The following is a 12,587-nucleotide window of genomic DNA, read 5'->3' as shown; positions in this document are numbered from 1 at the left end:
GAGTAATCCACGCAGGAACAATCTGCATTTGATTGTTCCGAAGGCGCTTCCGCTTTTATAATAAGGAGGTTTTATAGATGAGTGATTTATATGCAGATCGTCTTCCGCCTCAAAACATTGAAGCGGAGCAGGCGGTTCTTGGTGCGATCTTCCTTGAACCATCTTCCCTCACATTAGCCTCTGAAATTCTAATTCCAGAGGATTTTTACCGTGCGGCTCATCAAAAGATCTTTAATGTCATGCTGAAGCTAAACGATCAAGGAAAAGCGGTTGATCTAGTTACGGTGACAGAAGAATTGAGTGCAGCTAAGCTTCTCGAAGATACTGGCGGAGTCAGTTATTTAAGTGAGCTCGCCGGGTCGGTCCCAACTGCGGCAAACATAGAATATTATGCAAAAATTGTTGAAGAGAAATCTTTGCTCCGCCGGCTTATTCGAACAGCAACTAGCATTGCTCAGGACGGATATGCACGTGAGGATGAGGTTGAGGTCTTACTTGGAGAAGCTGAAAAAAATATTCTTGAAGTAGCCCAGAGAAAAAATGCAGGAGCTTTTCATAATATAAAGGATGTTCTCGTACGTACCTACGATAATATTGAAGTGATGCATAACCGAAAAGGGGACATCACTGGAATTCCAACAGGTTTTGCTGAGCTTGATAAAATGACTGCAGGCTTTCAGCGCAACGATTTAATCATTGTCGGTGCCCGTCCTTCAGTTGGTAAGACGGCCTTTGCTTTAAATATTGCCCAGAATGTTGCAACAAAGACAGAAGAGAATGTCGCGATATTCAGTCTTGAGATGGGTGCTGAACAGCTTGTGATGCGTATGCTTTGTGCAGAAGGAAATATTGATGCGCAAAGACTTCGTACCGGATCACTTACAGATGATGATTGGGGCAAGCTGACGATGGCAATGGGAAGTTTGTCAAATGCGGGTATTTTCATTGATGATACACCAGGAGTCAGGATTACAGAGATTCGTTCAAAATGTCGCCGTTTAAAGCAAGAGCATGGTCTTGGGATGATCCTGATTGACTATTTGCAGCTGATTCTTGGCAGTGGACGTTCAGGAGAAAACCGCCAGCAGGAAGTTTCAGAGATTTCTCGTTCTTTAAAAGCGTTAGCACGTGAACTGCAGATTCCTGTTATCGCTCTATCTCAGCTTTCCCGTGGAGTCGAGCAGCGTCAAGATAAGCGGCCGATGATGTCAGATATCCGTGAATCAGGGAGTATTGAGCAGGATGCGGATATTGTGGCCTTTTTATATCGTGATGACTATTATGATAAGGAATCAGAGGATAAGAATATCATTGAAATTATTATTGCTAAACAGCGTAATGGCCCAGTAGGTACAGTACAATTAGCCTTTGTTAAAGAGTATAATAAATTCGTAAACTTAGAGAGGCGGTATGATGACTCAGCGATGCCGCCAGGGGCCTAGAGGAAGAGGACTAGTGTATATACTAGTCCTTTTTTATATATCAGAAGCATGTAAGCGATATAGTAACTTGGGCGGAAAATAATCTCGCTATTTAGACGAACATATTTTCATATTTTCATATAAAATGTTCGTGTTTTGTTGACTTTTATCTGTAATACTTGATAAAATAGGAATGTTTGAAAGGGATATAAGGAATATTTGATTATGATTTTTAATGCGTATGTAAACTTACATTTTTAATAATGAATATCTCGGAGGTGCTTTTTATGTCATCAGTAGTTGTCGTTGGAACACAGTGGGGAGATGAAGGGAAAGGGAAAATTACCGATTTTCTTTCTGAAAATGCTGAGGTTATTGCTCGCTACCAAGGTGGAAACAATGCGGGACATACAATTAAGTTTAATGGAGAAACTTACAAGCTTCACTTAATTCCATCCGGAATTTTTTATAAGGATAAAGCATGTGTGATCGGAAACGGAATGGTTGTAGATCCGAAAGCGCTTATAAAAGAACTAGCTTATCTGCATGAAAAGGGAGTAACAACTGATAACCTCCGTATCAGCAACCGTGCTCATGTCATTCTGCCATATCATTTAAAATTAGATGAGGTGGAAGAAGAGAGCAAAGGTGCAAACAAAATTGGTACAACGAAAAAGGGAATTGGCCCTGCTTATATGGATAAAGCAGCACGAATCGGGATTCGAATTGCTGATTTATTAGACCGTGAAGTATTTGAAGAAAAGCTTGCACGTAATCTTGAAGAAAAAAATCGTCTGTTTGATCGAATTTATGAAACAGAAGGATTTAAAATCGAAGATATTTTAGATGAGTATTATGAATATGGACAGCAAATTAAGCACTATGTATGCGATACATCCGTAGTTCTTAATGATGCACTTGATGAAGGACGCAGAGTTCTATTTGAAGGGGCACAAGGAGTCATGCTTGATATTGATCAAGGAACATATCCATTTGTTACATCTTCAAACCCTGTTGCAGGTGGCGTAACTATCGGATCTGGTGTAGGTCCTTCAAAAATTAAGCATGTGGTAGGTGTTTCTAAAGCTTATACAACTCGTGTGGGTGATGGTCCATTCCCTACTGAGCTTGATAATGAAATTGGTCACCAAATTCGTGAGGTTGGCCGTGAATATGGAACAACTACTGGCAGACCTCGCCGTGTTGGCTGGTTTGATAGCGTTGTTGTGCGTCATGCTCGCCGAGTAAGTGGACTGACAGATCTTTCACTGAATTCCATTGATGTATTAACAGGAATTGAAACACTGAAAATCTGTGTAGCTTACCGCTACAAAGGAGAAGTTATCGAAGAATTTCCAGCAAGCTTGAAGGTACTAGCTGAATGTGAGCCAGTATATGAAGAGCTACAAGGCTGGACAGAGGATATTACAGGCTGCAAGACTTTAGATGAGCTTCCTGCCAATGCTCGTCATTACCTTGAGCGTGTATCTCAATTAACAGGCATTCCGCTTTCAATCTTCTCAGTTGGTCCAGACCGTATACAAACAAATGTTGTTAGAAGCCCTTGGCGCCAAAACTAATAGCAGAAGGAGCCCTGATCTTATCAGGGCTTTTTTGTTTTTAAGGAAAACCAAAAAAGTTATTGCTTTAAACATAGTTTATATGATATTATAAAAAACGTCGTCATAATAATAGTTTTATTCCGAGCCATTAGCTCAGTCGGTAGAGCATCTGACTTTTAATCAGAGGGTCGAAGGTTCGAGTCCTTCATGGCTCACCATTTTTATAAATGGCCCCTTGGTCAAGCGGTTAAGACACCGCCCTTTCACGGCGGTAACACGGGTTCGAATCCCGTAGGGGTCATGGCACATGACAGTCAGTAAGCGGCTGGCAAGCACAGCCTCCTTGCTGACTGTCATATTTTATATACGGCTCAGTAGCTCAGTCGGTAGAGCAAAGGACTGAAAATCCTTGTGTCGGCGGTTCGATTCCGTCCTGAGCCATCAAAAAAATAACGGAAAAAGGAGTATGATTCTATCATACTCCTCTTTTTGTTACATAACTGTAACATTAAAACCATTTTCTTGAAGTTGAAAGGACTTTCTCTTTTTTTCTTATCGCTTTGCAGCTCCGATCAAGAAACATTCAAAAACCTCCATATATAGGCATTTTATACCTGTATATAAGATTTATTATTTCGACAATTCCTGCTAAGCTTTATGCTTTTATATTCATTAATAGTAATAAAATGTCAACTATTATACATTTTTGTTACATTATGAAGTCTAGTTATCTAAGAAGTGGCTTTTATGATAAAGTAGAGAAGTGAAATTTTACAGGAATTAAAAAATAGTTACATAGCACTATATGAAAGTTTGTTTGGTACCGTAGTCTAGGAGGATGTAACATGCAAGATTCAATTAAAAAAATATTTTCGTTAAAGAATGATACATATAAGAAAATGACAACAGGATTTAAAAAGACAGCAGTTTCAGCAGTGGCTGTTGCTGCACTCTCGTTTGCGGGAGGTGCTTCTGCTTTAGCAAATGGTGAAAAGTTAACAACTGTTTATTATGTTTACATGAATGATAAATACATAGGAACTGTTTCCGATAAAAGCGTAATTGAAAATATTGTAAATGATAAATTGTCTGAGTCAAAAGATACATATCAGAATCTTAACCTATCTGTAGCGTCCGAGGTTACATATGTTCCGGAGCAGGTTTTTCATTCAAATGCTGCTACGAATAATTCAGAAGTAGCAGAACAAGTTGTTAAAGAAATTGGTGTAAAGGCTGACGCCTCAGCGTTAGTAATTGATGGCAATCCAGTTGCTTATGTTGAAAATGCAGAGATGGCAAAAACAGTATTAGACCAATTAAAGTTAAAATATGTATCCGAAGATCAATTGAAAGCTCTGGATGCACAAAAAGCTTCTAATCATACATTACCCCCATTAAAGGAAAATGAAACTCGTATAGTAGACGTTCGTTTATCAAAAGAAGTGACAGTTTCCAATGAACAAATTGAACCAGGGAAAATATTATCTGTTGCAGATGCGATCAAGCTCCTTGATAAAGGTTCAGTAGAAGAAGTGAAATATAAAGTAAAAGAAGGGGATGTGCTTGGAGGAATTGCCCATGCGCATAACCTTGAAACAAAACAGCTGCTAGCCATTAATCCTGAGTTAACGGAGGATTCGCTTCTTCAAATTGATCAGGAAGTTAACGTTACTGTTTTGAAACCGTATGTACAAGTGGTAGTTGAAAAGGAAACCTTTACAAAGGAACAGGTTCCATTTGAAAAAGAGGTTGTGGAAGATTCTTCTATGTTTAAAGGTGATACAAAGGTTAAACAAGAAGGTAAAGACGGTATGCGGGCAGCAACCTATCATATTTCTGAACAGAATGGCCAAGTCATTACAAAGAAACTAGCAAAAGAAGAAGTTCTTCAAGAGCCGGTTAAACATATTGTGGTCAAAGGGACAAAAGTAGTCCCATCTCGTGGAGAAGGAAGCTTTATCTGGCCTGCTAATGGTGGATACATTTCCAGTAAGGTCGGACATCGCTGGGGCAGAATGCACAAGGGAATTGATATTGCCAGACCGAGCAATCGCACAATTAAGGCAGCCGATAATGGAGTGATCGTATCAGCAGGCTATGATGGAAGCTTTGGAAATAAGATTGTCATTGACCATAATAATGGCTATAAAACAATCTATGCTCATCTTTCATCGATAGATGTAAATGTAGGACAAACTGTTTCCAAAGGTTCAAAAATTGGTGTCATGGGTTCTACTGGAAATTCAACAGGTGTTCATCTGCATTTTGAAGTTCACAAAAATGGGGAAATACAAAATCCCTTAAATTATATTCGCTAATAAATCGACAGGAAAAAGTCTCTAGTGCTGCATACTAGAGATTTTTTGCTATTTCGTTTTGAAAAGAATGAATAGCAACTATGATCATACTGTAACATCTTTCTAATACGTGTATTCTCATTTATAAAATGGTAAAGTAAAAGTGAGAACATATATGAAAAAAATAAAATCTACTTCCTTCAAATAATCGATTGAAAAAGGAGCGCCATATGGAGAAAAAAATTCTTGTTGTAGACGATGAAAAACCAATTGCTGATATTTTGCAATTTAATTTAAAGAAAGAGGGCTATGAGGTTTTCTGTTCCTATGATGGAAACGATGCCCTGGACAAGGTGGAAGAAATAAAACCCGACCTTATTCTGCTTGATATTATGCTTCCGCTAAGAGATGGCATTGAGGTTTGCCGAGAAGTTAGAAAAAAGTACGATATGCCAATTATTATGTTAACAGCAAAAGACTCTGAAATTGATAAGGTCATCGGGCTTGAGCTCGGGGCAGATGATTACGTAACAAAACCTTTTAGTACGAGAGAGCTGATTGCACGTATTAAAGCGAATCTAAGACGTCATCAGCAAATTACAGCAAATGCGGTGGAAGAAGATGAGTCGAATGAAATTACGGTAGGGTCCCTTACCATTCATCCAGACGCATACATCGTTTCTAAACGGGGAGAGACGATCGAGCTGACACACCGTGAATTTGAGCTTCTTCACTATTTGGCTAAGCATATTGGACAAGTAATGACAAGGGAACATCTTCTGCAAACGGTTTGGGGCTATGATTATTATGGAGATGTCCGAACGGTTGACGTAACCGTTAGACGACTTCGGGAAAAAATTGAAGATAACCCAAGTCATCCTACCTGGATTGTTACGAGAAGAGGGGTAGGGTATTACTTGCGAAATCCTGAACAGGAGTAAGGAGCATCAATGAAAAAAGTTGGCTTTTTCCGTTCGATTCACCTTAAATTTGTCATTATATATGTCCTTTTAATTTTGATTGCCATGCAGATTATTGGTGTTTACTTTGTACGGCAATTAGAGTTTACATTGAAGGATAATTTTAAAACAACGATTCAAGACCGTGTGAATTTGCTTGCCTATTATCTTGAAGAACAAATGACGAAGGATCGTCTGCCTGATGATGAGACTACCAAAGAAGAAGACGTTTATAAATTATTGAGAGACTTTTACTCACCTGATATTACGGAAGTAACTGTCATTGACGATTCGCTGAGGATTCTTGGCACATCGGATCCGGATAATCAGGGTGTTGTTACGCAAAGGACAACAGACACGCTCATTAGGATGACACTTGCAACTGCCCAGCAATCAAGCGAGGATCGGATTGACCATAGGGGAAATCGTATCTGGGTATTAGTTACCCCAATTAAGCATCATGGGGAAGTAAAGGGTGCTATATATTCAGTTGCAAAAATAGAAAACGTCTTTCAGCAAATGAGACAAATCAATAATATTTTTATTACTGGTACAGCCATTGCACTTGCAATTACTGCTGTTTTAGGTGTTCTTTTGGCACAAACAATCACAAGGCCAATGTCAGATATGAGAAGGCAGGCACTTGCGATGACAAAAGGGAACTTTTCGCGCAAGGTTAAGGTTTACGGGTATGATGAAATTGGCCAGCTCGCAATGACATTTAATAACTTAACGAAAAAGCTGCAGGAAGCGCAGGCAACAACAGAAGGGGAACGACGAAAGCTGTCTTCTGTACTCTCCTATATGACGGATGGCGTGATTGCGACTGATCGGAAGGGACGTGTCATTTTAATAAATGAGCCTGCGGCAGAAATGCTGAATGTTTCACGTGAAACAGTCCTGTCCTCTCCAATTGTTCCACTTCTTGGTCTGGAGGAGGACTATACCTTCGATGAACTGCTTGCAGAACGAGATTCAGTTATTTTAGATTACAGTGAACCTACAAATACATTAATCTTACGGGCAAACTTTTCCGTTATCCAAAAGGAAACTGGATTTGTAAATGGCCTTATTACTGTGCTTCATGACATTACAGAGCAAGAGAAAATTGAGACGGAGCGCCGTGAATTTGTTGCAAATGTATCTCATGAACTAAGAACACCATTAACGACGATGAGAAGCTATTTAGAAGCGCTAGCTGATGGTGCGTGGCAGGATAAGGAGATTGCACCAAACTTTTTAGAAGTAACCCAAAATGAGACAGAACGGATGATTCGTCTTGTGAATGATTTGCTGCAATTATCAAAAATGGACAGCAAGGATTACCGTCTGACAAAAGAGTGGATCGATCTTATTTCCTTCTATAACCGGATTATCGATCGATTTGAATTAACGAAGAAACAAAATGTGATTTTTGACCGAAGACTACCTAATCAGGCTGCATTTGTTGAGATTGATGCGGATAAGCTTACACAAGTGCTGGATAATATCATATCCAATGCACTGAAGTATTCTCCAGAAGGTGGAAAGGTTACATTCCGTGTAGAAGAAAAGCTAGGTATGATAGTTGTGAGCGTTTCTGACCAAGGAGTGGGGATACCGAAGGAAAATATTGATAAAATATTTGACAGATTTTATCGAGTTGATAAAGCAAGAACTAGAAAATTGGGTGGTACAGGTCTTGGTCTGGCTATTGCTAAGGAAATGGTTGAAGCACATGGTGGTGAAATATGGGCAATGAGTAAAGAGGGGAAAGGAACATCGATATTTTTCAGCCTGCCTTATGATGCTCGTACTGAAGAGGATGATTGGGAATGACATATGAAAATATTAAATCAGTCATATTAGTCATTTTAGTCTGTTTTAGTATTTTATTAACATGGAGTATTTGGACATACCAGCCAAATTTAGAAGTGATTGAAAAGCAAAATACGGTTGAAAAAGTAGCGATAAGTGACAAAAAGGAAGTCGGAGAAATTGTTAGGCCTGATCGGATTATCTATCATCTTGATAAAGAGAGTCATTTCGGAACAGTTGATATAAATGAAATTAATAAGGTTATAGCTGAAATAAGCAGATGGAATTATGCTGATTTTGAGAATATTTCAGGTGGAATAGGCAGTTACCCCTCCTTTATCCATAATTCAGGAAAAGCAGTTATTGAATTTCCAGACCTGATTCCAATTGATCTTTATCGGTCAATTATTGATATTAAAGATAAAAAACTGCCTCATTTTCAATTTGATCGTATTGTTATTGATATAGGTGCAACGCAGAAGGAACAAAGCTATGTCTATTTTATATCTTCTAAAGAAAAAAAGGCATATAGAAGCCATGTTGCTTCATCTTTCGTCCATAATTTTAATAATGCATTCTTTAAAAATGTGGAATACAATTTAAGTTATTCTTCCTATTTTCAATATAAAGTGTCTGAGGATCGAGTGCTCTTTTTGCTGTCTGATGAAACAAAAATGTTAAGCTATCAATATGTATCCAACCCATTAGACCCTGAAAAGTATAAGAACGCTTTATTTAAAGATCCAAGTGTGGTTCAGAAGAATTGGCAGTCTTCAGGTTCAGGGGTAGAGTTTAAGGATTATTCAAGTCTGATGAGAGTGGATGAGGATAAAAATACACTTTCATATGTGAATCCGGTTGAAAGCAATGAGAGCCAGTTTCCTACAGATAATCTCTTGAAAAGAAGTATCGATTTTGTCAATGAACATGGCGGCTGGACAGGAAATTATCAATATGTGAAGATTGATGAATCAAATCATCGAGTATTGTTTCGCCTTTATGAGAATAATGGGTATCCCGTGTTTAGTGATGCGAATGGAATCTCCGAAATAAGCCATACTTGGGGACAAAACGAGATTCTGGAGTATTCCCGCAGTAATTTTTCGTTTGGCATTCAAACACCGGATGAATCTGAAACAACTCTGCGTTCTGGTCCAGAGGCATTAGAGTGGCTAGAGCAAATGGAAGGTGTTCATCTTAATCAGCTGCAGGATATGGCAATAGGGTATACGATGACAAAGGATTTACATACTCGATTAGTTTATCTTGAACCGGCTTGGTACTATCAATACAATGATATATGGAATAAAATTTCCTTCGAGGAAATAGGAGGGGGCAATCATGGATTGGAGTAAAATTAAAACAATCTTTATATTGACCTTTCTTGTACTCGATATCTATTTAATGTATGAGTTCTTTAAATTAAAGGATTCAAGTCAATATGAATTAATTGTGGAGCCATCATTTGATAAAAGACTGAAAGCGGATGAAATTGAGTATAATGATCTTCCGAAAAATATTCAAAAAGATAACTATTTAAGTGCTACGCCTAAAAACTTTACGAATGATGATGGATTGGATGATCCAAAGCTAAAAGGGCAGCAAGTAACGGTAAATGATGGCTTGGTCTTAACAGCCACCCTAGATAAGCCGTATGAGTTAAAGGATAAGTTAGATACGGCAGAGATTAATTCTTTTGTTAAAAACCATGTGATATATGGTGATCAGTATCGTTTCTGGGGAAAAGATGAAAACAAAATTACCTACTATCAGCAGTTTAAGGACAAAGTTTTCTATAAAAATATTAGCGGGGAATTGACGATATGGCTAAATGCTGAAAATGATATTGTTTCCTATCAGCAAACGATTTTAGAGAAAATTGAAGAGCTTTCAGAAAAGGAAAAAATAATCCAGCCGCTTAAAGCGATTGAAACATTATATGAAAAGGGCTCCTTAAAGCCGAAAAGCAAAATCTCAAAAGTCGAGTTAGGCTATGTAACCTTTCTTCATACTGGTACATCCCAGGTGCTGACACCTGCTTGGCGCTTTGTGATTAATGGGGAAGAGAATATATTTGTCCACGCGTACGAGGGGCAGATAATGCAATTAAACAATGAAGAGAAAAAAATAGTGGAGTGAGAGAATATGTCCTTGGAATTTAGCGTTCTCGCAAGCGGAAGTACGGGGAATGCGATCTATGTTGAGACAGAGGATCATTCATTTTTGGTTGATGCTGGTCTAAGCGGGAAACAGATGGAAGCCTTATTTCAAAAGATTGACCGGGATATGGGGAAGCTCTCAGGTATTTTAGTTACACATGAGCATAGTGATCATATTAAAGGTGTCGGAATTGTGGCTAGAAAATATAAATTACCTGTGTATGCAAACGAAAAAACATGGCAGGCAATGGATGGCTTAATTGGACAAGTACCTGTTGAGCAGAAGTTTGTTTTTAATATGGAAACCGTAAAGACATTCGGTTCTTTAGATGTCGAATCATTCGGTGTTTCCCATGATGCGGCAGACCCGATGTTCTACGTTTTTCATCATGGGCAAAAGAAAGTGGTTATTATAACAGATACAGGCTATGTAAGTGACCGGATGAAGGGCCTTATTTCCAATGCGGATGCGTATGTATTCGAAAGTAATCATGATGTGCAGATGCTTAGAATGGGAAGGTATCCTTGGAGTATTAAACGAAGAATCTTAAGCGATGTTGGCCATGTCTCTAATGAGGATGCGGCGATTGCCATGAGTGAAGTAGCTGGGGATCGAACAAAGCGCATTTATTTGGCTCATTTAAGCCAGGACAATAATATGAAGGATTTAGCGAGAATGGCTGTTGCACAAACGCTTGAGGGCAGAGGGATTAGAGTAGGGGAGCAGTTTGACCTGTTTGATACAGACCCGAAAATTCCGACGGCATTAACAGCGGTTTAATAGAATGGGCATCGCTTAAGGCGATGCTCATTTTTTTTAACAAAATTCATCAAACTTATGAACAAAGTCGTAAGATTGAGTTTTACAATTGCTTTTTTCTTAGCTTATAAAAATTGAGGGAGTATAATAATGGGTAAGAAGGAAGAATAAATCTTAGGACTAATCATGACATTAAAGGTAAACATGTAGCTCTCTCATTTTTTAAATAGACGTGAAATGAAAGGACTGGTGCAAGGTGGGCTATTATGATCAAGATTATCAAAATCGATCCAATAAACAAAAAGGAAACAAAGGCGGGTATTTTTTAGCAAGCCTAGTAGGTGTGATTCTAGGAGCCATTCTTGTCATTATTGCAATCCCTAAGCTCGCAGATTACAATGTTTTGCCGTATTCAATCGAGCCGGATAACCAATTGGAAGAGGAAGCGGCGAATAATGAAAGTGCGAACGTTCCTACGCAAAATGTATCCCTTAATGTCGTAACAGATGTAACGAAAGCCGTTGATAAAGCGGGGGATGCAGTCGTTAGTATTACAAATATCCAAGCAGCAGGCTTCTGGTCCAGAGAAGCTGGTGAAGATGGGGTGCCAGCTGGAACTGGTTCAGGTGTTATATATAAAAAGCAGGGGAAAAGTGCTTTCATCGTAACGAATCACCATGTGGTTGAAGGTGCCCAGCAGCTTGAGGTAAGTCTTGCAGATGGAACAAAAATACCGGCAAAGCTTGTTGGCAGTGATATTTGGACAGATCTAGCTGTATTGGAAGTGGACTCAAAGGATATTAAAACGGTTGCTGAATTTGGTGATTCAGGTGCATTGAAAACTGGGGAACCAGTCATCGCAATCGGAAATCCATTAGGCACATTTGAGGGCTCTGTCACACAAGGGATTATTTCTGGCTTAGAACGGACAGTACCAGTTGATATTGACCAAAATGGAACAGCTGATTGGCAGGCTGAGGTTCTACAAACAGATGCAGCCATTAACCCAGGGAATAGCGGTGGAGCCTTAATTAATATTAGTGGCCAAGTCATCGGCATTAATTCAATGAAAATTGCTGAGTCAGCGGTTGAAGGAATCGGATTGGCTATTCCAATCAATTATGCCCGGCCAATTATTGAGGACCTAGAGAAATTTGGTGAAGTAAGAAGACCATACATGGGTATTCAGTTAGCATCGGTAAGTGAAATCCCTGGCTACTATCAGCAAGAGGCATTAAAACTTCCTCGAGATGTGAAAGCAGGAGTTGCGATTACATCTGTTGAACCTAATTCACCTGCTGCTCAAGCAGGCTTAAAGGAAATGGATGTAATTGTTGAAATGGATGGCGAAGCAATAGGGGATGTCATTCAGCTTAGAAAGCATTTGTATAATCAGAAAAAAGTTGGCGATCAGATGAAAGTGAAGTTTTACCGAGCAGGTAAGCTTCAAGAAGCAACCATTAAACTGAGCGGTGAAACATTCTAATAACCAAGATAAAAGCAGGAAAGCACAATGAGGCTTTCCTGTTTTTTATTGGTTTGATATGATGAGATGTGGATAAGTAGAAAATGTGAATGGAATGAAAATTATCCACAATTCAAATAATAATCACAAGTGAAAATGAAGAAAGA

The 12,587-nt window shown here is 38.8% G+C and carries 9 protein-coding genes and 3 tRNA genes; all 12 read left to right on the top strand.

The window, feature by feature from the left end; translation table 11 throughout:
• Nucleotides 1–77: 77 nt before the first annotated feature.
• The 12 genes from dnaB to AN957_RS26290 all read left to right on the top strand — a co-directional run bounded on the left by dnaB (nucleotide 78) and on the right by AN957_RS26290 (nucleotide 12,441).
• Nucleotides 78–1,442: a replicative DNA helicase gene (gene dnaB / locus AN957_RS26345; protein ID WP_056687003.1), complete on the top strand. Its 1,365-nt coding sequence runs from the start codon at nucleotides 78–80 to the stop codon at nucleotides 1,440–1,442.
• Nucleotides 1,443–1,708: 266 nt separating this feature from the next.
• The gene (locus tag AN957_RS26340) at nucleotides 1,709–3,001 is read left to right on the top strand and encodes an adenylosuccinate synthase (protein ID WP_056687000.1); all 1,293 of its coding nucleotides are present in this window, start codon (nucleotides 1,709–1,711) and stop codon (nucleotides 2,999–3,001) included.
• Between the two features lie 124 nt (nucleotides 3,002–3,125).
• A tRNA-Lys gene (locus tag AN957_RS26335) sits at nucleotides 3,126–3,201 on the top strand.
• 11 nt (nucleotides 3,202–3,212) lie between these two features.
• A tRNA-Glu gene (locus AN957_RS26330) sits at nucleotides 3,213–3,284 on the top strand.
• Between the two features lie 67 nt (nucleotides 3,285–3,351).
• Nucleotides 3,352–3,424: transfer RNA gene (locus tag AN957_RS26325), tRNA-Phe, on the top strand.
• Nucleotides 3,425–3,828: 404 nt separating this feature from the next.
• Complete coding sequence (locus AN957_RS26320) at nucleotides 3,829–5,301, top strand: peptidoglycan DD-metalloendopeptidase family protein (protein ID WP_053478326.1); 1,473 nt, start codon at nucleotides 3,829–3,831, stop codon at nucleotides 5,299–5,301.
• Between the two features lie 209 nt (nucleotides 5,302–5,510).
• Nucleotides 5,511–6,221: a response regulator YycF gene (gene yycF / locus AN957_RS26315; protein WP_053478327.1), complete on the top strand. Its 711-nt coding sequence runs from the start codon at nucleotides 5,511–5,513 to the stop codon at nucleotides 6,219–6,221.
• A gap of 9 nt (nucleotides 6,222–6,230) precedes the next feature.
• Nucleotides 6,231–8,057 (top strand): cell wall metabolism sensor histidine kinase WalK, encoded by a 1,827-nt coding sequence (gene walK / locus AN957_RS26310; protein WP_053478328.1) that lies wholly within the window; start codon nucleotides 6,231–6,233, stop codon nucleotides 8,055–8,057.
• Complete coding sequence (locus AN957_RS26305; protein WP_053478329.1) at nucleotides 8,054–9,391, top strand: YycH family regulatory protein; 1,338 nt, start codon at nucleotides 8,054–8,056, stop codon at nucleotides 9,389–9,391. The genes walK and AN957_RS26305 overlap by 4 nt, the downstream gene beginning before the upstream one ends.
• Nucleotides 9,378–10,175 carry a two-component system regulatory protein YycI gene (locus AN957_RS26300; protein ID WP_053478330.1) on the top strand — a complete coding sequence of 266 codons (798 nt, stop codon included), beginning with the start codon at nucleotides 9,378–9,380 and terminating at the stop codon, nucleotides 10,173–10,175. The genes AN957_RS26305 and AN957_RS26300 overlap by 14 nt, the downstream gene beginning before the upstream one ends.
• A gap of 6 nt (nucleotides 10,176–10,181) precedes the next feature.
• Nucleotides 10,182–10,976 carry an MBL fold metallo-hydrolase gene (locus tag AN957_RS26295; protein WP_056686998.1) on the top strand — a complete coding sequence of 265 codons (795 nt, stop codon included), beginning with the start codon at nucleotides 10,182–10,184 and terminating at the stop codon, nucleotides 10,974–10,976.
• A 235-nt stretch (nucleotides 10,977–11,211) separates the two neighbouring features.
• The gene (locus AN957_RS26290) at nucleotides 11,212–12,441 is read left to right on the top strand and encodes a S1C family serine protease (protein WP_053478332.1); all 1,230 of its coding nucleotides are present in this window, start codon (nucleotides 11,212–11,214) and stop codon (nucleotides 12,439–12,441) included.
• Nucleotides 12,442–12,587: the final 146 nt, after the last annotated feature.

This window comes from Cytobacillus solani (assembly GCF_001420595.1).
GTDB lineage: Bacteria > Bacillota > Bacilli > Bacillales > Cytobacillaceae > Cytobacillus > Cytobacillus solani.
Note: the sequence above shows the minus strand (reverse complement) of the source record. Positions and strands in the feature narration are given on the sequence as shown.